The sequence below is a fragment of the Epilithonimonas tenax DSM 16811 genome (genome assembly GCF_000428485.1).
Classification (GTDB): Bacteria; Bacteroidota; Bacteroidia; order Flavobacteriales; family Weeksellaceae; genus Epilithonimonas; species Epilithonimonas tenax.
The window spans coordinates 23,748-49,731 of record NZ_AUAA01000024.1 but is presented as its reverse complement, the minus strand read 5'-3'; the positions used below and the strand labels follow the sequence as shown (position 1 = coordinate 49,731).

Genomic DNA, 25,984 nt, shown 5'->3' with positions numbered 1-25,984 from the left:
AACAGTCTTCACAGATTGTTCTGAAATTAAAAACAAAAAAGAGTATGTCAATATTAGAAATGAAAGTTCCTTCACCGGGAGAATCTATCACAGAAGTAGAAATTGCGACTTGGTTAGTACAAGATGGTGATTACGTAGAAAAAGATCAGCCCATTGCAGAAGTAGATTCTGATAAGGCCACTTTGGAACTTCCCGCTGAGCAGAGTGGTATCATCACTTTGAAGGCAGAAGAAGGTGAAGTGGTTCAAGTTGGTCAAGTAGTTTGTCTTATCGATATGGATGCAGCAAAGCCGGCAGGAAGTGCTGCGCCAGCTGAAACTCCAAAGGAAGAGCCTAAAGCCGAAGCTAAAAAAGAAGAGCCAGCACCTGCTCCAAAAGCTGAGGCTGTGAAAACTGAAACTTACGCTGCGCAAACGCCTTCTCCTGCTGCTAAAAAAATCCTTGACGAAAAAGGAATTGAAGCTTCTCAGGTAACTGGTTCTGGCAGAGATGGCAGAATTACAAAAGACGACGCTGTGACTGCTTCGGTTCCTGCAATGGGAAGCGCAAGTGGTGGAAACAGAGGTACATCTACTACAAAACTTTCAGTTCTTAGAAGAAAGATTGCTGCAAGATTGGTTTCAGTTAAAAATGAAACTGCAATGCTAACGACTTTTAACGAGGTTGATATGTCAGAGATCTTCAGAATTAGAAAACAATATAAAGAAGAATTTACTGCAAAACATGGGATCGGTCTTGGTTTTATGTCTTTCTTCACGAAAGCGGTAACAAGAGCATTGAAACTTTATCCAGACGTGAACGCATCTATCGACGGCGATTTCAAAACCAACTATGACTTTGCTGATATTTCTATCGCAGTTTCAGGGCCAAAAGGTTTGATGGTGCCAGTTCTTAGAAATGCAGAAAATATGTCTCTTAGAGGCGTTGAAGCTAATATCAAAGATCTTGCTCTAAAAGTAAGAGACGGGAAAATTACAGTGGACGAGATGACTGGCGGAACATTCACGATTACCAATGGTGGTACCTTCGGGTCGATGTTATCTACGCCAATTATCAACCCACCACAATCTGCCATCTTGGGAATGCACAACATCATCCAAAGACCAGTTGCTGTGGACGGGCAAGTCGTGATCCGCCCAATGATGTATGTTGCAATGTCTTACGACCACAGAATCATAGACGGAAAAGAATCCGTAGGTTTCTTGGTAGCTGTAAAAGAAGCAATCGACAATCCAGTAGAATTCCTAATGGATGGCGACGAAAGAAAAGCTTTGGAATTGTAAGAAATTTCAAATGTAAAATATATTCAAGAGAGCAGATTTTGCTCTCTTTTTTTTATTACCTTTAGTGTATAAAGACACATATGATGGATCCGATGGAAATTTTTTTCGAATCGCCGCTGTATCAGAAGGCGGAAGAGATTGATGGAACGCTCAAATCAATTTCAGCACTTATTCCAGAAAATAAAGTAATGTTACTTTTTGTCAATGGGCTTATTCAGAAGGCGAGTTCCAGAATTACCCAGAATCTGATTAGGGCAGAGGAGAGCAAGCGTTATGATACGAAAATGTATTGTGCTGGACTCATCAGAAGTGGCTGTCTGGATGTCGTGGGTTTGGGCAAAGAACTACAAAAACGTGGTTTTCGGGATGGTAAATATTTCGCAATTGTTGAACGTCAGGTAGAAGAGTTCAGATTGCTTTTTTTGGATTGGGTATCTGATTTCGACCAAAAACAGTTTGTTACAGACCGATGGGGTTTGTTTAATCCGCCCGGAATTTCTAAAGATTACGTTCAAAATCCTGATGATATTTCACATTTGCTTGCTGAGGATGAGGATGATAATGATGATGATGATTTCATCGACCAGTTTCTGAACAACGATGACAATTAGAATTCATTTTATGATCTTGGATTAAATTCAAAAGGCAATTCAAGTTGCGAGATAGAATTCATCAGTTCTTAAGCAATAATTCTGTGAGAAATTTCACCATTCAATTTTTTTGATGTCTGGAACTTTTCTTTATCAGGACATTAGTCCAAAATGCTGATCTCGATTAGAAATATTCTGATAAAACCATTTCCAAAATTCACAATTAATCCTTACTTTTGAGCAATGGAAAATTTCATCGTATCTGCACGCAAATACCGTCCGCAAGAGTTTGACACTGTTGTTGGACAGTCGCATGTTACCGATACTTTGGAACACGCCATCGATGAAAGTCAGTTGGCTCAGGCATTGCTTTTCTGCGGACCAAGAGGTGTTGGTAAAACAACCTGCGCCAGAATCCTTGCCCGCAAGATCAATGAAAAATCGGGTGCTGCAGACGAGGACGGTTTTGCATTTAACATTTATGAATTAGATGCCGCTTCCAACAACTCTGTTGACGACATCCGTGAGCTGATAGACCAGGTGAGGTTTGCGCCTCAGGTTGGTAAATACAAAGTGTATATTATTGACGAGGTTCACATGTTATCTCAGGCTGCCTTCAACGCATTCCTGAAAACTTTGGAAGAACCGCCAGCGCACGCTATTTTCATCTTAGCAACGACGGAGAAACATAAGATCATCCCGACGATTCTTTCCAGATGTCAGATTTATGATTTCAAAAGAATCACGATTGATGATATTCAGGAGCATTTGCGAAAAATTGCCGAGAAGGAAAATATCACTTACGAAGACGATGCACTTTATCTGATAGCTCAAAAAGCTGACGGTGCTTTGAGAGATGCTTTATCTATTTTTGATAGATTGAGTACTTTTTCTCAGAAAAATATCACGCTAGAAAAAGCAGCGGAAGTTCTCAATATTCTGGATTACGACCAATATCTTAAAATTGCTGATTTAGCAAAAGAGAATGATATCCCTGGTGTTTTGACGGCGTTTGATGAGATCGTAAAAAAAGGTTTTGATCCACATATTTTTATTGCCGGATTGGGAAATCATTTCCGTGATCTCATGATGGCGCAGAATCCAAAAACTCTTAATCTGATAGAGGTTGGAGAAAAAACCAAATCCAAATTCGCTGAACAGTCCCAAAAATGGAAAGCCCAGGAATTGATAGACGGTATCGAAATCTGTAATTTTGCGGATATCAATTATAAAAATTCTAAAAATCCGAGACTGACCGTTGAGATTGCCTTGATGCAATTATCAAGTCTGACGGCAGGTTTGGAAGCTAAAAAAAAAAGTTCTTAATATTAGCACCACTTCTTGAAGCGAACCTTATACAAGAGCCAAAAAGCAATACTGAAGAGTCAAGACCACAGGTAAAATTACCAACAACCGATCATCAGCAGCCATCAACCAAAATATCTTTTGAAGAACCTAAAAAGGTGATTCAAAAAGCATCTGAACCCATTGCCAGAAGTTCTTCCAATTCCAAATTCAGCATCAAAGCGGCATTGGAGAAAAAAGAGGAAATTAAGAAAGATGAATTTGCTGAAATTAAAGACGAAAATCTGCCTTCTAATCACTTCTCACAAACGGATGTTGATAACGAGTGGCATATCTTTCTGAAAGATTTGGCAAGGACAAACACTTTTGTTTACAACGCCATTAGCAGTTTCAAATTAGAAAAAACGGACGAACATATTATTACTGTTAGATATTCTTCGGAGTTTGCGAAGTCAGAATTTGACAGACTGAGTATCGAGTTTTTTAACCATTTCAAGCACAAAGTCAGCAATTTTAAAATTGAAATCGAATATCAAACAGATCTGACCATCAAAAAAGAAGTGTTGACCAAGCGTAAAATCTTCGAAAAGTTTGTGGAAATCAATCCGCTTTTGAAAGATTTGGATGATTTGATGCGATTCGATTTGTCTTAATTCTCATCAGTTTTATTTCATGCCATTGGATAATGCCGGTAGAAAATGTTGAGAGAGTATTAATTAGAATCAATTATCCGAAAATGAAAATTTCCAAACTCAGCAAATCCTTATGATAGTTTAGTTGAAGCTTATTTTAACAATAAAGAATATGCGCTTTCCAAACAAAATTATCAGAAATCACTGGAGCGGAATTCTGATAATTCCAATGCGAAAGAAATGCTTTTAAAAATAGAAAAACTGAAAAAATGATCTCTGATCGATTTGCAAGATGCTGGTTAATCTGTTTTCTTCATCACGGATTTGCGAACACCGTTTGCTCTGTCTTGTTGTATTTTTTTTATGAATTCGGTAGGTCGTATTCCGTTGATTTCCTGAAACAAATTAGAGAAATTGGTTCTGGAAGCGATGCCGCATTTTTCTGCCAGTGTTTCTATTTTATAGCTGAGAAAAAGTTTGTCGTTGTATAATTTTTCTGTGATATAATTGATGCGCAGTACACCCAGATACCGATTGAACTTTACGCCTTTGTGTTCATTAATGATATGAGAAAGGTAATTGGAATTTGTATGGAATTTGTGAGCCAGTTTATTGATGGTCAATCCTTGTTCAATAAAACCACATTTTTCTTCAAAAGATTTCAGTTTCTCTAATATGTTGGCGGTCATCTCTTCTGTCATCGCGCATTTGTCATCATCTTTCACGTTCATATCAATTTGGTGAGACGATGTGTATTCCTTCCTCAGGATCTTTTCCTCCAGAAGTCTGTAATTAATTCTATCTCTTTTTTCCATTCTCTCTTTTACGAAAATGATTGTCATCAATACAATGGCTAAGGTAGAAAGCGTAATAATGATCCAAAATCCCCACGAGACTCGTATTTCCAGTCTTTTCTTTTCCTCCTGCAGGGTTTTTATATCGTATTTTTTGTGAATGGTAGAGGAGAGATATGCGAAATCTTTAGAAAATGTATCGTCTGCTTTTAGTAACTGTTTGGTGTAATACAGTTCGGCACGATCATCTTTCTCCTTTTTGTAATGATTAATGAGCAACTCATAATTTTCCAAAAGCTCAGGAAATACAACCGCGTGCTTTTGAAAGATATCATCCACTTTTTCAAAATACGGAATGGCTTTTTTAAAGTTATTAAGAGCCAGATAAGCTTTGCCAAGATAAAAATAAGTAACAGCTTTACCTGCAAAATCGTTGATTTGCGAAATGGGTTGTAGGGATTTGTGTAGGTTGATCAATGCTTTTGTGAATTCTTTTTGATGTAAGTCTTCAATGCCTCTTTCTTTGAGAAAATAACCATATTCTTGCTGGAAATCGGGATTATTCTGAGTTTGTGATACTCCTGTATTGATCAAAGAATCTATAGATTTGAAATTATTAAGATTTCTGTGGCAGATAATGATGCTGTGTAAAGTGTTATAATAGGCTTTTTTATTATTGAAGATGACGTTCGGAGGTGCTTTTTTTTGCATATTCTTATAGGAAAAATCGTGGGCTTTTTGAAAATGATCCAATGCAGAATCGTAGTAACCCATGTAATTTTTCACAATGCCAATACGGTAAAGGATCTCATTTTTCAAATAGCCATCATTCGAATCTTTGGAATATTCGTAAGCTTTTATATATTGATCTAATGCTGGTTTGTATTTTTTAAAGTTAAAATCATAAACAATACCTTTTTTAAGATAAGAATTGCTGATCAGGTCATTATTTCTGGATGATAATGCAGCTGTGATGGTACTGTCTGCGTATTTTAATTTGTCAGTTCCTGACTCTGAGTAGAAGGCGGCATCTTCGTACGCCTGGGCAAGTTGAGCACTGTTTTTATCAGTCTTGGCGTGTTGTATATAGAGATTGATGTAATGAAATGCTCGGCTGTCATTTTCACGGTAATGTTCATAATTTTTCCGGAAATTATCATCATTAGTGAACCGCTTCTGCTGAGAAGGGAGTGTGGTAAAAAACGAAAATACTACTAAGAGATAAATTTTTTTCATCGCCTTAAAATAGAAAATCTAATCTTTCTAAACCAAATTTAATCAAAAATAAAATTGAAAGGCTAATTATATTTTTTTTATTTATAAAATAAAGCGTTACTGTTGTGTTTTTTATCTATATATAAATCAATTGTTTAAGTATTATTAAAAATAAGTAAAAATGTGTGCTTATTCTCGAATAAGTACAAAGAGAACTTTGAAGATTGATTTTCGTCCATTACATTTGTTAACATAATTCTAATAACCATAAGCCGATCAGGTTTCAAATTGTAAACATTATGAAAAAGAAATTGTCTAAGCCACCTTAAGTTACCATTTTCACTTCTGAACTTCCGATCCCGTTGGAATTAAGATTTTTTAAAACCCATTGGAGGTAGAGTAGAAGCTGATTTGATTTCATAAAATGCTTCAGTTGTATTGTCAATGACAATAATAATCCACCTGGATAAAAATAGATAGATCCACAAATCTTAAAAACCAGTCACTATCGAAACTTAACCTAATCGTGATACCTCAAAAAACACCAGTATTTAATTCTTATGGATGGATAGGAAGTACGACTATTTGTGTTAATCAATTGGATGGCTTTTAATCAAAACAAATTAATACTAAACTCATGAAAAAGAAATTCTACATATTGGTCGTCTTGGTATTCACGACGATTCTCAATGCACAAGTTGGGGTGAATACCTCAGACCCCAAATCAACACTCGATGTCAACGGAAATTTGAAAATACGCACGGTGACTGCGTTAAGTTCATTGAACACAAATCATACGATTTTGGTCAGAGACCAAACGTCTAGCACAGGAGATTTCGAAATTAAAGAAGTAGCTTCAGCCTATTTTATGCCTGGTAACAGCAGTGCCTACTATGCAACAAAAACAGGTTCTGGGTCACTGGTGGATCTCGGGTTGGGAAGTTCTTGGTCCAGGGTCAACCTCACAGGAAGCAGTGATACAAAATTGGGAAGTCAGGCACTTTTTACCTCAGGCGTTTATACGGCTCCACAAACCGGTGTGTACGCGGTTACTTACGAGTATCAGTTCAATGCCGGGGTGAACTTGGAAGCCTTGGGAGGTAAAAAATTGGGATTGATCAAGAATGGTAACATCATTTGGGATGAAAAACTTTTTGATGGCGTTAGAGTGTCTTTGCTAGGCATAACGCTGGCTTCCGTACCCGTGACTTCTACAACACTCACCTCATTGGTACAGCTCAATACCAATGACACTCTCACCTTCGCTGTCAATGTTTCCGGACTGCTACCTATTGATTTGACATTGCTTAATAGTGGAAAAGTCAACATTTACATTTATAAAATTTCAAACTAAAACACAGATCTAATTATACAAAGAGAATACAGATGTTGAAATCAAATTTTAGAAAAGCAGGTATATCCTGCTTTTCTGATTTCTCAAGAGGAATGAAAGTATTTGTCAGTTTATGAAAAATTATTGACCTGATCATCGTGCTCATTTCCTATTAATTTATATATTTGTTCAAGATTTCAATGAAAATAGTTGAAATCCTTTAATCCAACCAAGCTAAAAAGCCTTTCAATAAGGCATTAATGAATGGAATCAACCCAATTTCCATATTATACAACTTCTAAATCGACCGAGTTTTTTGGTGGATTATTTAGCTTTTTTGGATCTTATTATAGAAATTTTAGAAACTATTACCGATTTTATTGGTTTAGCTAAAAAATTTCTTTCTCAAAAATCTGCGGATTATTCAAATCTCCGCAACTCATTTAAAGTTTTTAAACCTTATTTTTTGGAAAAGAATTATAAATCAACATTTATAACAGATATACTATTGCATTAATTTAAAATATATAAAATTTAAAATATGAACTTAAACGAATTGAAGAACGATTGGATCAACGACTTCGCAAATCCAATGATCATCGCAGGACCTTGTAGCGCAGAAAGCGAATCTCAAATGCTTGGCACCGCAAAAAGACTGAAAGAAAGTGGTGCGCAGATCTCCGCCTTCCGTGCTGGGATCTGGAAACCGAGAACAAAACCAAACGGTTTCGAAGGTGTAGGCGTCATTGGTCTCAATTGGCTGAAAAAAGTGAAAGAAGAATACGGTTTCAAAACAGCAACAGAAGTAGCAAACGCACACCACGTTTTTGCAGCGTTGGAAGCAGACGTTGATATCCTTTGGATCGGCGCACGTTCTACAGTGAATCCATTTACAGTTCAAGAGATTGCTCAGGCATTGCGAGGAACCAACAAGCCGATTTTGGTGAAAAATCCAGTGAATCCAGATCTGGCACTTTGGATTGGTGCTTTGGAAAGGTTGTTAGGTCAAGGGATTGAAAATGTTGGCGCGATCCACAGAGGTTTTTCTACTTACCAAAAAACAAAATACAGAAACATCCCGAACTGGCAGATCGCATTGGATTTCAAAAATCAGTTCCCGAATATCCCATTATTCATAGATCCATCTCACATCTGTGGCAATAGAACGGGTTTGGCTGGCGTTGCGCAGGAAGCCTTCAATGTTGGGTACCAAGGTGCAATCATAGAAAGTCACGAAGATCCGGACAACGCTTGGAGCGATGCCTCTCAACAGATCACGCCAGAAGTATTGGCAGAGATGATCAGCAATCTTCAGATCAGAAATTCTGATATTTCCGGTTATGAAGATGAGATGGGAAAACACAGAACGTTGATCAGCGATATGGATTTCCAATTGATAGAATTGCTATCACAAAGAATGAAGATCTCTGAAAAAATCGGAAATCTGAAAAAAGAAAATAACATCGCCATCTTCCAGCCAGAACGTTGGAAAGTGATCACAGAATACGCCAATCAAAAAGCAAGCGAAACAGGAATGTCTCAGGACTTCATCGAGAAAGTTTTCAAAGCGATCCACGAAGAAAGTATCGAAGTTCAGAATGGGATTATGATCAACAAATAACCGTCCATCCAAAGCTCTCCAAGACTTTGAATGATTTGGGCAGCTTTATCCGTACTCCGTTCCCAAACCTAACGAAGTGGTGCGACGAAGTCAATCTTTTTTGCAGACGTTTTCAGCTCAAGTTGAGATGGATGACCACGCAAAAAAGAATTTCCACTCAGGCCGGGCTACAGATTCAACGTAGAACACGTTTTGTAAACTAAATACAAACAACCCTTTTAGATTTAAACTCTGAAAGGGTTTTTATTTGTAAACACGATAAAAGCCTTAACTTTGTGAATTATTAAAATCTATTTTTTGAAAGGAATCATCATCAAATCTACGGGAAGCTGGTATCAGGTTTTGGAAGCAGAATCTAAAACTGTTTATGAAGCCAGGATCCGGGGCAAATTCAAATTGATAAAAACAAGACTTACAAATCCATTGGCCGTAGGTGATGAAGTCGAATTCTCTTTGGAGCAGGATGACGTGGCGTGGATTACCAAAATCTTTCCAAGACGTAATTATCTCATCAGAAAATCCGTGAATCTTTCAAAGGAAGCACATATTATTGCCTCCAACGTCAATGTAGCGTGTTTCATTTATACTTTGAAATTCCCCGAAACATCTTTGGGGTTTTTGGATCGTTTTCTCGCGTGCTGCGAAGCTTATAACATCCCGACTTTGATACTGTTCAATAAAATGGATACTTTGAACGACGAGGAGAAACAGATCGTAGAAAACATCGAAGCCATGTATCAAAACATCGGGTACGATACTTTGAATATCTCTTCCTATACCAAACTGAATCTCAATTTTCTCATTGATAAGATAAAAGATAAAACCTCCGTATTCTTCGGGCATTCTGGGTGTGGAAAATCAACATTGGTCAATGCGATGCAGCCAGATCTCCATATCAGAACTGGAGAGATATCAGAATCTCAGCTCAAAGGAAAACATACGACCACTTTTGCTCAGATGCACTTTTGGGATTTTGGAGGCTCTGTAATAGATACACCTGGTGTTCGGGAATTTGCAATGATCGATGTACAGAAAGAAGAGATTCAGCATTATTTTCCTGAGATTTTCAAAGCGGGCAGAAGTTGCAAATACCACAACTGTATGCATATCAATGAACCAAGATGTGCCGTCCTGCAAGGATTAGAAAACGGAGAGCTGGAAGAAACCAGATACATCACCTACCTCAAATTGATGGAAGAGGCAGATGAGATGAACCAAAACTAAAACAAAAAAAGTCCTGAAAAAATCAGAACTTTTTTTTTTTAAATTGGATTTGTTTAAAATTTCCAACCTAGCGTGACGAAGATATTGCTTCTGGTGTTTTTGACTTTAGAAACGGCGTAAGCATCACTTAACAATTCTGTTCCTGAAGGATTGTAATAACCAGTCGTCGTGGCATAATTGGGATCCGTTACAACACCGTACAAGGAAGGACTGGTGTAATCTGAGGAGATGTTTTGGTATGATGCATCAATATAAAAAGCTTTGAAATCATAGCCGATACCAGCGCCAATGGTATGGCGTTTTCCTACTAAAAGATTTGAAAAAGATTGGTCAGATTTTGAACCATTATCATTAAAACCGGATAAAGTTAATTGATCGAAACTGTTTCCCTGATAAGCATAACCGCCTCTCAATCGGAATGCACTGATCCTATATTCTGCGCCGACTCTTATTTCTGAAGCATTTTTATAAGAATCACCGAAGAAATCATTGAGTTCTCTTTCTGCATCGCCATAGTCTTTATATTTTGGTTTTGTTAAACTTTGTATAAAATCGACATTGACAGCAAAATTTTTAGTTGGGACAAAGGCTGCGCTTAAAGTAGCCTTCATTGGTGTAGAAAGTTGTCTGTCTTCTGTGAAAACATCGTAGGTGTTACTGCCTTTGTAATATTGGTTGTAAACTCTGTCGATACTCCACCAAGTAGGTGTTTCAATCGCAGCACCAATGCGGAACTGATTGCTCAGTTTCGCAATCATCCCAATGTTTGCAGAGAAACCATCAGAATGTTCCTCGTGATTGGTATACTGTTTATCGAAAGTAGAAACAACATTTGTCGTCAGGTTTTGAAAATTGGCGATGTCGTCCTGCCCAAAATAGGTGTTATGGAAATTAAATCCTGCACCAAAATAAAGCCGATTGTCATAGTTGGCACCCAGTGTGAAATTGGTTTTTGAAATGTCACCATATCTGTTATAAGCATGTCCCTGAAATGAGTAATTTGCAACGGTGGATAAAGTAGGATTGCTGGCGATTTTTATATTGCCGTTGCCGGCGGATTCTAGGTAGTTGTCGAGTGATTGTGTGGAATAATTAACGCCTATGTTGATGAACTTCCATTTGGAATTGCTGTCTGCAACATTAATGGTTAAAACACCGCCCGAATTATTCAAATCAGTATGGTTTTTTTTATAACCCAAGGACTTTCCTACGTGGCTCGTTGTATTCTTATGATGATCAATGCCGAGGGTGAGATTCAAGTCATTGGTGATAAAAACTCCTATACCTGCAGGATTGACGTTTGCAGATGATATGTCACCACCCAATGCGCCGATAGATCCCGCCATAGCATTATACTTTGCCGTTGCATTAATTGGATTTCCTGAGTAAACATCTACTGTATTTGTGATTACTGATATGTCCTGTGCTTTTAGATAAAGGAAAGAAACAGGAATAGTGAGCAGTAACAAAGTCTTTTTTAACATATTGATATGAAATGTATTTTAAATGATAAACTATCTTCTTCCACCGCCGCCACCAGATCTCATTCCACCGCCGCCTGATGAACCACCGGATCTGAATCCGCCACCACCAGAGTTGAATCCGCCGGAGTTACTACCAGATCTGGACGGAGCAGAGTACGTTTCATTTCTGAATCCACCATTACTAGGCGCTGTTCTTATCCCACCATTGCTTGGATAGTTTTGAGTCCTAACTCCACCGGTGTTATTTGGGAAGTTACTTCGTACGTTTCCATTATTGGGATAGTTGATAATGCCGCCGCTGTTTGTTCTGATGCCATTAGTAGAATTCCTGATGCCGTTGTTAGAACTTCTGATCCCAATATTTTGGTTTCTTGAGCCATTATTGAGGTAACGATCAGCCTGATTTCTAAAGCCGTTGTTATTTGCCCGTGAGCCACTGCTGTTGATGCCACGGAAACGTCCATTATTGTTATTGATCATTCCGCTAAGTCTTCCACCATTGACCCCAGATCTGTTGTAGTTAAGTGGGTGATGATATCCTCCACCATAATATCCACCCCATCCACCATAACCGTAGTATCCCGAGTAGAATGGGTCATAAAATCCGCCACCCCAGCCCCAAGGCGAGTAGAAAGAATTGCCCCAACCGAAGCCCAAGCCCCAACCCCAAGAGTTAAAGGGACTGTTCCAGCCGTACATTCCGTAGCCAGGATAGCCCCATCCACCAAAACCACCGTAGCCAAATCCCATTCCCCAACCGCCATAACCCCAGTTGTTGAAGCTGGTGTAGTTGGTTTCGGTTCCTGTGTAAGATCCCCAATCGGAGTCTGTGGTCACAGCATAACGGTTTTGCTGATCCTTCAGGTTTTGTTGGTTGTTATCATAGATGCTTGGATAAGTATCTTGGTAATTATAATAATCATCTACCTGATTCCCATAATTGCCAGAATATGAGCCTGCAGGCAAAGAATCTTTGTTTGGATCATAATAAACACCATCAGTTTCTGAGTATCCGCCCGTGTAGATTACACAAGAACTCAGTAGAGAACTGCTGGCAATCAGGATCAAAGCTTTTGATTTGATCAGATTTAAAAAGTGATTATTGTTGAAATTTTTCATTTTATGAGAAGTATTAAGTTTGCTATATTTGTATTCTTAAAAGAAACCAAATTTTATACCAGTAAGTAGTTACAAAGTAGTGTAAAATTAGGCTTTTTATTTAGATTAAGAAAAGTTAAAAAAGTTAAAAAATAGTTTAAAAAAATTTATGGCAAAGTTAACATCAAGAGCAGAAGATTATAGCAAATGGTATAACGAATTGGTTGTGAAAGCAGATCTAGCAGAGAATTCTAGTGTTAGAGGATGTATGGTGATCAAACCTTATGGTTATGCAATTTGGGAAAAAATGCGTGACGAAATGGACAAAAAGTTCAAAGAAACTGGACATCAGAATGCTTACTTCCCACTTTTTGTACCCAAAAGCCTTTTCGAAGCTGAAGAAAAAAATGCAGAAGGTTTTGCCAAAGAATGCGCTGTTGTTACCCATTACAGATTAAAAACTGATCCTAATAATCCTGCGAAACTCATTGTAGATCCTGAGGCGAAATTGGAGGAGGAACTCATTGTTCGTCCAACTTCTGAAGCGATCATTTGGAGTACGTATAAAAACTGGATCCAGTCATACAGAGATTTGCCTATCCTGATCAACCAATGGGCGAATGTTGTTCGTTGGGAAATGAGGACCAGATTGTTCCTTAGGACGGCAGAATTCCTTTGGCAGGAAGGCCATACTGCTCACGCAACAAGAGACGAAGCTGTTGAAGAAACTGAAAGAATGCTTGAGGTTTACGCAAAATTTGCCGAAGATTTTATGGCGATACCAGTATTCAGAGGGATCAAAACACCATCTGAAAGATTTGCAGGTGCAGACGAAACCTACTGTATAGAAGCGTTGATGCAAGATGGAAAAGCGTTGCAAGCGGGAACTTCCCATTTCTTGGGACAAAGTTTCCCTAAAGCTTTCGATGTCAAATTTACCAACAAAGAAGGGAAACAAGAATACCCTTGGGCATCATCTTGGGGAACTTCTACAAGATTGATGGGCGCTCTAATTATGACGCATTCTGATGATCTTGGTTTGGTTTTGCCCCCAACTTTGGCACCAATTCAGGTGGTGATTGTTCCAATTTTCAAAGGCGAAGAACAATTGGCTGAAATAAGCGAAGTGGCGTTAGAAATTCAAAGTAAATTGAAGTCCAAAGGCATTTCAGTTAAATTTGATAATGATACGCAGAACAAACCAGGCTGGAAATTTGCTGAGTACGAGTTGAAAGGTGTTCCATTAAGAATCGCTCTTGGACAGAGAGATCTTGAAAACAAAACAGTAGAATTAGCAAGAAGAGATAATTTAACCAAAGAAACGGTTTCTATAGAAGGTCTTGATGTTTATATCGAAGAACTGCTGAAAACAATTCAAAGTGATATCTATAATAAAGCATTGAAGTTCAAAGAAGAAAATATTACGAAGGTTGATTCTTACGAAGAATTCAAAACAGTGCTTACAGAAAAAGGTGGTTTTATCCTTGCACATTGGGATGGAACGGCAGAAGAGGAGGAGCAGATCAAGCAAGAAACCAAAGCTACCATCAGATGTATTCCTTTGAATAACGAGCAAGAAGACGGTATTTCCTTAATTACAGGAAAGCCTTCGAAGCAAAGGGTGGTATTTGCTAAAGCTTATTAATACTTTACAATTTTACATATTTTAAAATCCGGAGAAAAGCTTCGGATTTTTTTGTTAGTTAAACAATTTCGAAATCATATTTTTGTTTATCATTACTTCATATATGATTACTTTATGCTTAATATTTGTTTAAAGTTGATATAATTATACATTTTTCAATTCATATTTGTAATTAATTTGTTAAAGTTGTATTAAAATTATTAATTATTAAATTTATTGGATTAGAATTTGTTAATATTACAAGTATTAAACACGAAAAATAAACAACTATGTCAATTAATCTTATCGACCTTATCAAAGGTCAGCTGGGACCTTCCACAGTGTCTCAGGCAGCAACTCAACTTGGAGAAAGTGAGTCAGGAATTTCGAAAGCAATTTCTGCATTACTACCAGCAGTCGTTGGTGGTTTTGCCAACAGCAACACACAATCTGAGCTTTTCGGTACAGTAAAAGAGGCAGCATCATCAGGTATTTTGTCTAATCTATTGGGAAATGGTAACGGAAGTGATTCTTTGATCTCAAGGATCCTGAGTTTGATTTTTGGGGACGGAGACAAACTTGCAGCAATTACAAATTCGGTTTCCGCCTACGCAGGAATCAAGACAGAGTCTACAAACGCTTTGCTAAACCTTGTCACTGGTGCCACCGCCGGAACTATAGGGAAATATGCTGCCGATAATAATCTGAATGAATCTTCTTTCGGAAGTCTATTGAGCGGACAAAAAGGAATTTTGTCATCATTGTTGCCGGCAGGATTTAGTTTTGCCGCACTGGGGCTCGGTAATTGGTTTGGGTCTGCAGATGCTGAGCCACTTAATGTGGTGCCGGAACCATTACAGACACCTATTGTAGATGTGAATCCAGTAACTCCGGTTACAGAAAGACCAAGGGTTAAAGAAACACCAAAAGTAGATGTGAATAGAAGTGGATCGACTCACGAGATCGTTTCTGACCATTCCGGAGGTGGAAGCATTTGGAAATGGTTACTACCATTGCTGTTGTTATTACTCTTAGGATGGTTTTTCTGGAAACAATGTGATAAAAAAGCAGAACCAGTCGCAATAGCAACTACAGATTCTACTGCAGTGGTTTCTGATTCTGCCAATACTACAGAAGATATGGTGACAACCAGTAGAGAGACTTTGGTGGTCACTCTCCCAAGTGGAAAAACTTTACAGGCTTATAAAGGTGGAATCGAGGATCAAATCGTGACTTTTCTGAAATCTGATGAGTATAAAATTGCAACAGAAATGCAATTGAAAGATAAATGGTACAACTTTGATAATTTGAATTTCGAATTCGGTACAACTAAGTTGACACCAGAATCTAAAGTTCAATTGGATAACTTGAAAATGATCTTAACGGAATTTCCTGATGCTAAAATCAAAATCGGAGCCTACACAGATAAAAAAGGAGACGCGAATGCAAATCTTAAGTTATCTGCAGACAGAGCCACGGCTGTAAAAACTGCTATAAGTTCTGCGCAAGTATTAGGCGCAGAAGGTTACGGGTCCAAATTTGCGAAAGTTCCTGCAGAAGCTACTGATAAAGAAAGAGAGTCTGATAGAAAAACAGCGATTAGGTTTACAAAGTAAAAGACCATATCAAATTAATTAGGAAACTGCCAAGTAATTGGCAGTTTTTTTTGTTGTAAGCTTGTGAGTTAAGTAGAGTATAACTATTTTTGTTAGTCTAATCTAACAATAACATTATTGAATCCAATAAATAACAATAGCGGCTGGAGAAATGGGAAGAGCTCGAATTCTTTGAATGAGGTTTTCGCCAGCGTCCAAATTCCCAAAGACGGGAGTTTCAAAAAGAAATTATTGGCCTATATGGGACCAGGACTTCTCGTGGCTGTAGGCTACATGGATCCGGGAAACTGGGCCACAGATATAGCGGGTGGAGCACAGTTTGGCTATACTTTGCTATCTGTTATTTTGATTTCTAATTTGTTTGCCATCCTGTTGCAACATCTTTCCGTAAAATTGGGTGTGGTGGCAGAGCGGGATTTGGCGCAGGCATGTAAAGATCATTTTCATCCGGCTGTCAATTTTGTGCTTTGGATATTTTGTGAGATAGCCATTGCTGCCTGTGATCTTGCAGAAGTGATAGGATCGGCGATTGCACTTAATCTTTTATTTGGAATCCCGCTGAGTGTCGGGGTTGTTATTACCATCATTGATGTTTTTCTCATCTTGTTTTTACAGGCAAAGGGTTTCAGATACATAGAAAGTATTGTCGGTGGATTGATCTTCATTATCTTCATCGCTTTCTTTTATGAGATCTTCCTTAGTAAACCAGATCTTTTTCCTTTACTAGAAGGTCTTATCCCTAAAAAAGAAATCATTACCAATCCATCAATGCTCTATATCGCCATTGGGATTTTGGGTGCAACAGTGATGCCACACAATCTGTATCTCCACAGCAGTATCGTTCAAACCAGGGATTATCCCAGAACTACGGAAGGAAAAAAAGAAGCTTTGAAGTTTGCTAGTATAGACAGCAGCCTTTCTCTAATGTTGGCTTTTGTGATTAATGCAGCTATTCTTATAATTGCAGCAGCCACTTTCCATACCTCGGGGAATAAGGATGTGGCGGACATCAATGATGCTTATATGCTTTTGACACCACTTTTGGGAACAACTTTGGCTAGTATTTTCTTTGGAATTGCTTTGCTGGCTTCGGGTCAGAATTCTACTTTGACGGGAACATTGGCCGGACAAATCGTGATGGAGGGATTTCTGAATATCAAATTAAAGCCGTGGGTGAGACGACTGATCACAAGAACGATTGCCATCATTCCCGCTTTGATTATTTCTATATTGTACGGTGAAAAAGGAACCGCAGATCTGTTGGTTTTCAGTCAGGTGGTTTTGTCGATGCAGTTGAGTTTTGCGGTTGTTCCCCTGGTGATGTTTACCAACAGTAAAGCAAAAATGGGAGAGTTTGCCAATAAACTTTGGTTGAAGATTCTTGCCTTTGTAATCAGTGCTATTATTATTGTGCTGAATCTCTATCTTCTGAAGGAAACTTTCTTTTCTTAAATGCTTGTATGGTTGTCCGTGATTTTTCTTCCTGTTTAATTCAGCGCAAGGTCAAACAAAGAATGGGCTACCTAAGCGTTTTGCAAGCGACATCAATAAGTCAACTTCAGCAAGAAGTATAAAGGGTGTGGATGGATTACCATTTGGGGACAATCACAAAAGCTTGCACTAGTGTACAAAAGAAAAACCGCCTTGTTTAATTCAAACAGGACGGTTTTTTTTTGATGTGGTATTTGATCAGAAACCATGTTCTTTGCGCAGCGCACCCCGAGCTGAACGGAGCTCTTTTTTGTGATTGCGATGGCAGACAAGTCCAACGGATGGTTTCAGGTCTTTCGCAATGACAAAAAAAGCGGGAGTGGAGCGCGGATCAGGTGCCCAAACACGTCTGAAATGATTAACCTAACTTTTTGGAATCTGCCACAAACTGAGCCAATCCAGAATCTGTAAGTGGGTGATTGAGTAGATTGAGGATGGATGGAAGTGGTGATGTAATCACGTCTGCGCCGATCTTTGCACAGTTGATGATATGCATAGGACTTCTGATAGAAGCTGCAAGAATCTCGGTTTCGAAGTGGTAGTTGTCAAAAATAAGACGGATCTCCTCGATCAAATTGAGGCCATCTACGGAGATGTCATCTAATCTTCCTAGAAACGGAGAGACATAACTTGCGCCTGCTTTTGCTGCCAACAGTGCCTGTCCTGCGGAGAAGATCAATGTGCAGTTGGTTTTGATGCCTTTATCCGAAAAATATTTTAATGCTTTGATGCCGTCTTTGATCATTGGGATCTTGACTACAATTCTCTCATGAAGAGCCGCCAGCTCGTCACCTTCTTTGATCATTTCTTCGTAAGTTGTAGAAAGGACCTCTGCAGAAACATCGCCGTCTGAGATATTGCAGATATCAACATAGTGTTTGTTGATGGCTTCTTTTCCGGAAATGCCTTCTTTTGCCATAAGCGAAGGGTTTGTTGTAACGCCATCCAGGATTCCTAGATCTTGTGCTTCTTTGATCTGCGCCAGGTTGGCTGTGTCTATAAAAAATTTCATATTAAGGTTTTTGAAAAATTATGAACAAATATACATTTTTAGGTCGTGTTGGAAAAATGAAAAAAAGAAGCCCGGAGGCTCCTTTTGCATTATTTCATTGCGGTTTCTTTTGCTTTGAATTCGTTGTATTTTGCAGTGTTCTGCGTGGTCATATACATTCCTTTTAGAAGGCTTACCAATTCTTTGTTATTGGGATCAGTCTGGTACATCTGTTCTGCATAAGGTAATGCTTTTTGGAATCTGGCTCTTCTTTGTTCCAAGACTTTATTGGCTGCATCTATTTTGCCTGCTTTTTTCAGATTTCGATATTCCTCGATGGTCTTAGCATCGTCTTCTCCAATGATTGAGAACACAAGGTTGTTCAGTGCATTCGGATATTTCGGATCTAGCTCTACCAATCGTTTGTAAGTTGCTTCTGCTTCTGCTGATTTTGCTGGGTCTTTGCTTAGCATGACGCCAAGATTGTAGATGCTCTCTTTGTCGTTAGGGTTTTTTGCAATTTTAGCTCTCAGGTTATTGACAAACTCATCTGTTTTTCCCGTTTTGAAATAGGAGTTACTTTGAACCTGCGATAAAGACTGATTGTTTGGGAATTTCTTCAAACCTTCGTCAGCTACTTTTCCTGCTTCATCATATCTTTTTTGTTCGAATAGCAAAGACGCCAAAAGATCATAGAGTTCTTCCTGTTTGCTAGGGGTAACTTCTGTTTTGAATTCGGTATATCCAGCACTGCCTGCTGTTTTCTTGTAAAGATCGTAGGCCGCTTTGTCAAGCGTTTCTTTTTCTCCGGCTTTGTTTTTTGCGGTATAAGAAGTTTCTACACCTGTGTAGCCAGATTTGATCAAAGAATCAAGGATATCTATCGCCTTTGCTTTGTTATCTGTGGTTTGCGCATATGCTACACCTGCGTAATAAAGGTAGTTTTTGTCATCCTGTCCCGCTGCTTTGAAGAGGAAGTAAGTCTCTGCGAACTTCTCTCCAGCTACATCAAATTTTTTGTCATTGTAACTTTTTGTCGCCATTTCATTTGCTTTTTGCAAAAGCGGATTGATGGATTGTCTTAATTTGTCACCCAAGGACGGAGAATATTGATCTTGTTTTAAAGAAAGGCCTGCTCCAAATTGGTCTGCAGCATCTTTTCCTACAAAATAGACTTTGTTTTTTTCAGCGTCTTTTCCTGTGTAGATGGCATCTTTGCCCAATGTTGCAATTTTTGCAAGATACTCTGCGCCTTCTGTGTTTTTTCCGGCCTTCAGTAATGCAAAACCTTTTGCGTAATAATACTGTTCAAGAACTGCTGGTTCCAATAAGTATGTTTTTTCTCCAAAAATACCTTCTGCTTTTGATATTTCTGAATTGGCAGTTGTAAGATCTCCTGAATCAACTGCTTTTACAGCGTTAGCGATTTCTTTTTTCTGTGCACTCACCAAGGCTACAGATAAAACTGCTAAACTTAAAATTAATCTTTTCATATTAAACTTTTTAATTTTTTTTTATTCTTTGTCTTCGGTTTTATCACTGTTTTCAGAGGTTTCTTCACCATCTGTTTTCTCAGTGTCTGATTCTTCTGATTCCTCGTTGTTGGTTTGGCTATCTGCTTTTTGAGGTTTTAATTTGAATTCCGGATTGTTGCTGTCGTTTTCTGCACCTTCTTCAGCTTCGTCTTCCACAACTTCACTGTCCATCTCAACTTTTGCAATAGCCGCAATCTCGTCTTTAGTTTTCAGGTTGATGACTTTCACACCCTGAGTGTTTCTACCCATTACGCGCATCTCTTTCATATTCATTCTGATGGCCACACCGGATTTGTTGATGATCATCAATCCATCTTCGTCTGTGACGCTTTGAATGGCAATTAGATTTCCTGTTTTTTCTGTAATGTTAAGCGTGATTACACCTTTTCCACCGCGGTTGGTTACACGGTAATCTTCAACAGCTGTTCGTTTCCCATAACCTCTTTCTGACACGACCAAAACGGTATCGTTTTCCAAGTCATTTACAACAATCATTCCGATCACTTCATCATTGTCTTCAAGAGAAATTCCTCTTACACCGATGGATCCTCTGCCGACAGCTCTTGCCTTTTCTTCAGGGAAACGGATGCATTTTCCGTTTTTGGTGGCGATCATGATTTCAGAGTTTCCGTCTGTTAATCTTGCGCCTAGTAGTGCGTCGTTATCACGGATCTCGATGGCGTTGACACCATTTGTTCTTGGTCGTGAGTAGGCTTCCAGGGATGTTTTCTTGATGGTACCGTTCTTGGTGATCATCACAACATTCATTTGGTTGATATATTCCTGGTTTTTAAGGTCTTTGGTTCTGATGTAAGCCTTGATCTTGTCGTCCTGTTCTATATTGATTAAGTTCTGAACGGCTCTTCCTTTCGAAGTTTTTGATCCTTCCGGAACTTCGAAAACCCTTAGCCAGAAACATTTTCCTTTTTCTGTGAAGAACAACAGGTATTCGTGGTTGGTTGCTGTTACGATATATTCAAGGAAATCTTCATCTCTTGTAGTCGCAGCTCTGTTTCCAACGCCGCCTCTGGATTGTACTTTGTATTCGGAAAGCAACGTTCTTTTGATGTAGCCGGCGTGAGAGATGGTCAAAACTACCTTCTCATCCGGGATCATGTCTTCAATAGAGAATTCTCCACCAGCATAATCGATCTCCGAACGTCTTTCGTCGCCATACTTTTCTTTTATTTCCTGAAGCTCAGCTTTGATGATCTCATAACGTCTTGGCTCATTCGTAAGAATGTCCTCCAAGTCTGCAATCATCGCCATTATCTCTTCATATTCAGCACGGATCTTATCAAGTTCCATTCCTGTAAGACGAGCCAGACGAAGATCCAGAACGGCCTGAGCCTGAATTTCTGAAAGTTCAAATTCCTCGATCAAGCCTTCTTTCGCAGCTGCAGGATTAGCACTGTGACGGATGATTGCAATCGCTCTGTCTAGTGAATCCTGAGTTCCGATTACTTTCATAAAGCCTTCAAGAATGTGTGCTCTTTCTTGTGCTTTTCTCAGTTCATATTTTGTTCTTCGTACAATCACTTCGTGACGGTGATCTACGAAATGCAAAATCATATCCTTCACGTTCAGCTGTACGGGTCTTCCTTTGACCAATGCAATATTATTAACCGAAAATGAGGTTTGTAGGGAAGTATATTTGTATAGAAGGTTTAATACCACGTTTGGTATGGCATCATTTTTAAGTTCGTAAACAATACGTAGACCTGTTCTGTCGGATTCATCACGGATCTCATAAATGCCGGGTAGTTTGTCGTCTTTTACCAATTCAGCAGTTCTGGCAATCATCTCTGCTTTGTTGACTTGATAAGGTATTTCTGTGACGATGATCGCATTTCTGTTTCCGATTTCTTCGAAGTTGATTTTTGCTCTGAGCACAATGCGTCCTCTTCCTGTGTGGAAAGCATCACGCACGCCATCATAACCGTAAATAATGCCTCCGGTTGGGAAATCTGGTGCAATGATGTGCTTCATAAGTTCATCAATGGTAATTTCTTTATCATCGATGTAGGCGCAGATCGCATCGATACTTTCGGCTAGGTTGTGAGGTGCCATATTGGTCGCCATACCCACGGCAATACCGGAAGCACCATTTACCAAAAGACTCGGGATTCTAGTAGGTAGAACGGTTGGTTCTGTCATACTGTCATCAAAGTTATTTTGAAAATCTACCGTTTCTTTGTCAAGGTCTGCGAGGATCTCGTCTGATATTTTCTTAAGTCTTGCTTCTGTGTAACGCATTGCTGCAGGTGGATCGCCGTCCATAGAACCGAAGTTACCCTGGCCATCAACCATCTGATAACGCAAACTCCAAGGTTGCGCCATTCTGACCATTGCATCATAAACAGAACTGTCGCCGTGCGGGTGGTATTTACCCAAAACGTCTCCAACAATTCTCGCAGATTTCAAATGTTTTCTGTTAGAAAAGACATTCAAGCCGTACATACCGTAAAGAACTCTTCTGTGTACGGGTTTCAGTCCGTCTCTTACATCTGGCAAAGCTCTTGATACAATTACTGACATCGAATAATCGATGTAAGAGGTTCTCATCTCGTCAACAATGTTGATTGGTATTAACCTTTCTCCTTCCTTATGCATAAATATTTTTTAATTTATTGTAAATCAGAATGTTAAATTACATTCTAATGCTTCAAGTTTTTCTATTTTTTATAACGGGCTAATTTACAAAAAAAAAACCGATTTTTGCATTCTGAATTTATCAACATTGATCATCAAAAAATATTAAAAATGAGCATACTCAGTATTACATTTCATACAATCGAAAATAAAATAGATGAATGGGACATCTATGTGGAAAATGATCTTCATCAGATGGTGGAAAATCTTCTGGATGTTGAGAAATATATTCTTTCCGAAGTAAGATCTGATATGGTAGATGAGGGGAAAAACACCAATCTGTTTTTGGTTTTTGATAATGACCTGATGCGTGATCAATTTATGGAAAGCGAACTGGTAAACCTAGAAGAGCGGATTGCACAAAAATTTGGTCAAACAGTGATGGTTTTTCCTACTTTTCTGGATCCTAAAAAGACGAGATTTTAACTATTTATTTCGCATATTGGACAGGTTTGACAGGCTTTTTTTTATTAATAGCTGCGAGAATTTTTTATTTAAACTCTTACTTTCAATCTCTGGTTCAGGATCTCCAAGACTTTTTTTAACTTGTAGGAATAATTTTTGGAGGTACTTCTTAGCTCCTTTATTTTGTGATTTATGTTCGATAAACAACAACGAAAACTTAAACGCTCTGCCAGATTAATTTCTGTACTAAGTAAGTACGGATTCAAAAATATGATTGCCAGAATGGGCAAAAAGACTGAAGAAAATACGCTGTCGTCTGAGGAAATCATTTCCAAAGGAACCGTTCATGAAAGAATAAGAATGGTTTTAGAAGAATTGGGGCCAACCTTTGTAAAACTAGGACAGACATTCAGTAATCGTGAAGATCTGCTTCCGGCGGAGTTGATTCTGGAGTTACAGAAACTTCAGGATCGGGTAGAAGTTGTTGATATGAACGTGAATGAGATGCTGGAGAATGAATTTGATATCTCTGTCGAAGAACATTTTTTGGAAGTTGTGGCAAAACCTTTGGCAACGGCCTCCATTGCGCAGGTTTACAGCGCCACTTTGATCACTGGCGAGGCAGTTATTTTAAAGATCAAGAAGCCAGATATCCTCACGGTTATAGAAGATGATCTGCTTCTGATTAAGGATTTTGTGAAGCTGATTTCAACCTATTCCGAGCTGGGTTCAAAACTCAATTTGAAACAAGCCATCGCCACTTTTGAAAAGTCTTTGTTGGAAGAGGTTTCCTTGGTAAATGAAAGGAATAATATCAGGCAGTTTGCCTTAAATTTTAAAAATAACAAGGAGACCTATGTTCCAATTGTCTATGACGAATTTTCTAATAACAATGTCCTCTGTATGGCGTTTATTGACGGAATTAAAGTCACGGACAAAGCTGAGCTTTTAAACAACAATATTGATCCGATTACGATTTCTGAAGTTGGTCTGAGGCTTTTCGTTTCTCAGATTTTGGACTATGGATTTTTTCACGCCGATCCGCACGCCGGTAATATTTTAGTCAAAAAAGATGGCCGCGTGGTTTTCATCGATTTTGGTGCAGTTGGAAAAATACAGCCAAATGACAAAGAAATTTTGGAAGGCCTTATTGTGGCTTTTGTTGCCAAAAATTCTCATAAAATCGTAAGGTCATTAAAGAAAATGGCAGTTAGCTATGAGATCCCGGATGAGAGGCGGTTTCAAAATGATGTGGAAGAAGTACTGAATTTTGTTCACAGCACGTCATTGAAAGACATCGATCCTCAGATGATTATTAATAAGATGAAGGATGTCTTAAAAGACAATCAGCTCTACATGCCGGATTATTTCTATCTCTTGTTTAAAGGAATTGGTCTTATAGAAGGCGTGGGAAGAAGTATTAATCCCGATCTTGATATTGTGAAAAGTCTTCATCCCTATACCAAAAAAATCTTGACCAAAAAAATAAGTCCGAAAAAACTCTTTAAAAACGGAATGGACAAGATGCTGACTTTCACAGACAGTGTAGACGAAATCCCCAAAGAATTACGCTCTGTTCTGCAGAAATTGGATGATAATAAATTTACCATTTCAAGTGAAATCAAGAATATCGAAAAGACCAATCAACTTATCAAATCAAGCATTATTAATCTGATTTTGGCGATGGTTTTAGGTGCAAATATGATTGCTACATCCATCGTTTTCGTTTCAGAATCCGGACCTAGAATTGGTGAAATGTCTGTGATCGCGGTTTTAGGATTTGTGTTTTCTGTGTTAATGGTGATTATTCTTTTGCTCAGAATCACAAGAAAGTAATTGAGGCATAGAATTATTGTTCTTCCTCAGGTTTTAAATTCCCGGTTTCTTTAAGGAAAATAGTGATCACGATAGCGCAAATGATCCCAATAACAAAAAATAACAGCGAATGCTGCAATAGTGAATGAGTGTCTAAGCTTCCTGCCAACTTAGAACCGAAGAGTTTTGAGAACAATGGTGCTAATAGTGTCGTCACTCCAAAAGTTAAAAAATTAATAGCTCCCGCTGCGCTGCCTTTCACTTGATCAGGATTCACTTCTTTGATGATAGAGTAAGGGATCATTGCCGCGCCAGAACCAATTCCCATTAATAATAGAGAAATATTTTCCGATATTAAACTCGGGAGATAAGCCAATTGCAATACGCTTAAGATCATCAAAACCGCACCTCCAATAATGACTGGGATTTTACGCTTGATCCTGTCGGCAATCCAGCCCAAAAGTGGACATCCAATCGCCCAGCCGATTGGAACCAGCGCACAGGCTACCGTTGCGCTTTCCTGCGAAAGACCTCGGCTTTTTTGGAGAAAATCGACACCCCAAATCATAGCGAAAATCGTAGTGGGAGCGAATAACAAACCCGAAACCAAACCTGATAAATAACTTTGTGGATTTGCGAAGATAATCTTATAATTATCAAGAAAATTCTTTTGCTTTTCGGTATTTATTCCAGGCTCTGACTTAGGTGTGAAAAGAAAAGCCAGTAAAGCTAAAATCAAAGAGCTGGCACCGAAGATGATCCAGATGCTGTGAACACTGTTTCCATTGGTCAAATAAGTGTTGCTCAATTTTTGACCAGCAGATCCGCCCAACATTCCTAATGTTTGCGTGATTCCGATGGCTGTCGCAAGATTCTTCCCGGAAAAAGCTTTCACTGCGATGTAAACTGCTGCCGGGAAAGCCATTGCAGAACCCATTCCCTGCATCAATCTTCCTGCATATCCAACGATATAATGTGATCCTCCAAAAAAAAGACAACCAACTGCCAAGACCAAAATGCCAAAGAATACGGGCTTTCTGGCGCCCATCCTGTCCAGTAACAATCCTGCTGCCAAACTGGTGATAGAGTAGCTGATGTAATAGGCACTAGCGAGCGAGCTTACTTCTGTAGAACCGACGCCGTAAGCGCTTTGAAGCTGACCGATCATTACACTGGGGGATGATCGCACCGCATATTCTAAGGCGTAAAATAACAAGGCTAATATCCAGGATATAAAAAATGGATTTTTGATAAAGGAAGTGTCGGTTTTCATAAA

The 25,984-nt window shown here is 38.7% G+C and carries 19 protein-coding genes; 12 read left to right on the top strand and 7 right to left on the bottom strand.

The features are described from left to right. Nucleotides 1–44: 44 nt before the first annotated feature. From odhB to F564_RS20985, 4 genes are all read left to right on the top strand, one after another. On the top strand, nt 45–1,283 hold the full coding sequence (gene odhB, locus F564_RS0111845; RefSeq protein ID WP_028122839.1) for a 2-oxoglutarate dehydrogenase complex dihydrolipoyllysine-residue succinyltransferase: 1,239 nt from the start codon (nt 45–47) through the stop codon (nt 1,281–1,283). 92 nt (nt 1,284–1,375) lie between these two features. After that, entirely contained in the window at nt 1,376–1,894 is a 519-nt protein-coding gene (locus tag F564_RS19205; RefSeq protein WP_154656861.1) for a hypothetical protein, read from the top strand. Between the two features lie 222 nt (nt 1,895–2,116). Further along, a complete protein-coding gene (dnaX, locus tag F564_RS0111835; protein WP_028122838.1) occupies nt 2,117–3,199 on the top strand; it encodes a DNA polymerase III subunit gamma/tau in 1,083 nt (360 codons plus the stop codon). Between the two features lie 137 nt (nt 3,200–3,336). Further along, a complete protein-coding gene (locus F564_RS20985) occupies nt 3,337–3,831 on the top strand; it encodes a hypothetical protein (RefSeq protein WP_051259656.1) in 495 nt (164 codons plus the stop codon). Nucleotides 3,832–4,109: 278 nt separating this feature from the next. On the opposite strand, the gene F564_RS19200 is transcribed toward F564_RS20985, so the two are convergent. Continuing rightward, nucleotides 4,110–5,840: a helix-turn-helix domain-containing protein gene (locus F564_RS19200; protein ID WP_051259655.1), complete on the bottom strand. Its 1,731-nt coding sequence runs from the start codon at nt 5,838–5,840 to the stop codon at nt 4,110–4,112. 616 nt (nt 5,841–6,456) lie between these two features. On the opposite strand from F564_RS19200, the gene F564_RS0111820 reads away from it, so the two are divergent. From F564_RS0111820 to rsgA, 3 genes are all read left to right on the top strand, one after another. After that, the gene (locus F564_RS0111820; RefSeq protein ID WP_028122836.1) at nt 6,457–7,173 is read left to right on the top strand and encodes a hypothetical protein; all 717 of its coding nucleotides are present in this window, start codon (nt 6,457–6,459) and stop codon (nt 7,171–7,173) included. A 520-nt stretch (nt 7,174–7,693) separates the two neighbouring features. Next, on the top strand, nt 7,694–8,773 hold the full coding sequence (locus F564_RS0111810; RefSeq protein ID WP_028122834.1) for a chorismate mutase: 1,080 nt from the start codon (nt 7,694–7,696) through the stop codon (nt 8,771–8,773). Nucleotides 8,774–9,070: 297 nt separating this feature from the next. Continuing rightward, a complete protein-coding gene (rsgA, locus tag F564_RS0111805) occupies nt 9,071–9,997 on the top strand; it encodes a ribosome small subunit-dependent GTPase A (protein WP_028122833.1) in 927 nt (308 codons plus the stop codon). A gap of 53 nt (nt 9,998–10,050) precedes the next feature. Here rsgA and F564_RS0111800 read toward each other — a convergent pair whose 3' ends face one another. Together F564_RS0111800 and F564_RS19960 are read right to left on the bottom strand one after the other, a co-directional pair. Continuing rightward, nucleotides 10,051–11,481 carry an OmpP1/FadL family transporter gene (locus F564_RS0111800; RefSeq protein WP_028122832.1) on the bottom strand — a complete coding sequence of 477 codons (1,431 nt, stop codon included), beginning with the start codon at nt 11,479–11,481 and terminating at the stop codon, nt 10,051–10,053. Nucleotides 11,482–11,511: 30 nt separating this feature from the next. Next, entirely contained in the window at nt 11,512–12,600 is a 1,089-nt protein-coding gene (locus tag F564_RS19960; RefSeq protein WP_051259654.1) for a hypothetical protein, read from the bottom strand. 148 nt (nt 12,601–12,748) lie between these two features. Here F564_RS19960 and proS point away from each other — a divergent pair, with 148 nt between their 5' ends. The 3 genes from proS (at nt 12,749) to F564_RS0111780 (ending at nt 17,271) form a co-directional block, all read left to right on the top strand. Continuing rightward, nucleotides 12,749–14,224 carry a proline--tRNA ligase gene (gene proS / locus F564_RS0111790; RefSeq protein WP_028122830.1) on the top strand — a complete coding sequence of 492 codons (1,476 nt, stop codon included), beginning with the start codon at nt 12,749–12,751 and terminating at the stop codon, nt 14,222–14,224. A 269-nt stretch (nt 14,225–14,493) separates the two neighbouring features. Continuing rightward, nucleotides 14,494–15,819: an OmpA family protein gene (locus F564_RS0111785; protein ID WP_028122829.1), complete on the top strand. Its 1,326-nt coding sequence runs from the start codon at nt 14,494–14,496 to the stop codon at nt 15,817–15,819. 126 nt (nt 15,820–15,945) lie between these two features. Continuing rightward, on the top strand, nt 15,946–17,271 hold the full coding sequence (locus F564_RS0111780; RefSeq protein ID WP_154656862.1) for an Nramp family divalent metal transporter: 1,326 nt from the start codon (nt 15,946–15,948) through the stop codon (nt 17,269–17,271). Nucleotides 17,272–17,668: 397 nt separating this feature from the next. On the opposite strand, the gene fsa is transcribed toward F564_RS0111780, so the two are convergent. From fsa to gyrA, 3 genes are all read right to left on the bottom strand, one after another. Further along, on the bottom strand, nt 17,669–18,322 hold the full coding sequence (gene fsa / locus F564_RS0111775; RefSeq protein WP_028122827.1) for a fructose-6-phosphate aldolase: 654 nt from the start codon (nt 18,320–18,322) through the stop codon (nt 17,669–17,671). An 89-nt stretch (nt 18,323–18,411) separates the two neighbouring features. Continuing rightward, nucleotides 18,412–19,794 (bottom strand): tetratricopeptide repeat protein, encoded by a 1,383-nt coding sequence (locus F564_RS0111770; RefSeq protein WP_028122826.1) that lies wholly within the window; start codon nt 19,792–19,794, stop codon nt 18,412–18,414. Nucleotides 19,795–19,815: 21 nt separating this feature from the next. After that, on the bottom strand, nt 19,816–22,449 hold the full coding sequence (gene gyrA, locus F564_RS0111765; protein ID WP_028122825.1) for a DNA gyrase subunit A: 2,634 nt from the start codon (nt 22,447–22,449) through the stop codon (nt 19,816–19,818). Between the two features lie 150 nt (nt 22,450–22,599). On the opposite strand from gyrA, the gene F564_RS0111760 reads away from it, so the two are divergent. Continuing rightward, nucleotides 22,600–22,914 carry a DUF4286 family protein gene (locus tag F564_RS0111760; RefSeq protein WP_034981477.1) on the top strand — a complete coding sequence of 105 codons (315 nt, stop codon included), beginning with the start codon at nt 22,600–22,602 and terminating at the stop codon, nt 22,912–22,914. Nucleotides 22,915–23,085: 171 nt separating this feature from the next. Continuing rightward, the gene (locus F564_RS0111755; protein ID WP_028122823.1) at nt 23,086–24,729 is read left to right on the top strand and encodes an ABC1 kinase family protein; all 1,644 of its coding nucleotides are present in this window, start codon (nt 23,086–23,088) and stop codon (nt 24,727–24,729) included. A gap of 13 nt (nt 24,730–24,742) precedes the next feature. On the opposite strand, the gene F564_RS0111750 is transcribed toward F564_RS0111755, so the two are convergent. Beyond that, entirely contained in the window at nt 24,743–25,981 is a 1,239-nt protein-coding gene (locus F564_RS0111750) for an MFS transporter (RefSeq protein WP_028122822.1), read from the bottom strand. Nucleotides 25,982–25,984: the final 3 nt, after the last annotated feature.

Coding starts and splice junctions, on each gene's coding strand:
- F564_RS0111755 (WP_028122823.1), top strand. CDS start 23,086: ATGTTCGATAAACAACAACGAAAACTTAAACGCTCTGCCAGATTAATT.
- F564_RS0111820 (WP_028122836.1), top strand. CDS start 6,457: ATGAAAAAGAAATTCTACATATTGGTCGTCTTGGTATTCACGACGATT.
- odhB (WP_028122839.1), top strand. CDS start 45: ATGTCAATATTAGAAATGAAAGTTCCTTCACCGGGAGAATCTATCACA.
- fsa (WP_028122827.1), bottom strand. CDS start 18,322: ATGAAATTTTTTATAGACACAGCCAACCTGGCGCAGATCAAAGAAGCA.
- F564_RS0111770 (WP_028122826.1), bottom strand. CDS start 19,794: ATGAAAAGATTAATTTTAAGTTTAGCAGTTTTATCTGTAGCCTTGGTG.
- F564_RS0111810 (WP_028122834.1), top strand. CDS start 7,694: ATGAACTTAAACGAATTGAAGAACGATTGGATCAACGACTTCGCAAAT.
- F564_RS0111800 (WP_028122832.1), bottom strand. CDS start 11,481: ATGTTAAAAAAGACTTTGTTACTGCTCACTATTCCTGTTTCTTTCCTT.
- F564_RS19960 (WP_051259654.1), bottom strand. CDS start 12,600: ATGAAAAATTTCAACAATAATCACTTTTTAAATCTGATCAAATCAAAA.
- F564_RS19200 (WP_051259655.1), bottom strand. CDS start 5,840: ATGAAAAAAATTTATCTCTTAGTAGTATTTTCGTTTTTTACCACACTC.
- F564_RS19205 (WP_154656861.1), top strand. CDS start 1,376: ATGGAAATTTTTTTCGAATCGCCGCTGTATCAGAAGGCGGAAGAGATT.
- F564_RS0111750 (WP_028122822.1), bottom strand. CDS start 25,981: ATGAAAACCGACACTTCCTTTATCAAAAATCCATTTTTTATATCCTGG.
- F564_RS0111760 (WP_034981477.1), top strand. CDS start 22,600: ATGAGCATACTCAGTATTACATTTCATACAATCGAAAATAAAATAGAT.
- dnaX (WP_028122838.1), top strand. CDS start 2,117: ATGGAAAATTTCATCGTATCTGCACGCAAATACCGTCCGCAAGAGTTT.
- proS (WP_028122830.1), top strand. CDS start 12,749: ATGGCAAAGTTAACATCAAGAGCAGAAGATTATAGCAAATGGTATAAC.
- gyrA (WP_028122825.1), bottom strand. CDS start 22,449: ATGCATAAGGAAGGAGAAAGGTTAATACCAATCAACATTGTTGACGAG.
- F564_RS0111785 (WP_028122829.1), top strand. CDS start 14,494: ATGTCAATTAATCTTATCGACCTTATCAAAGGTCAGCTGGGACCTTCC.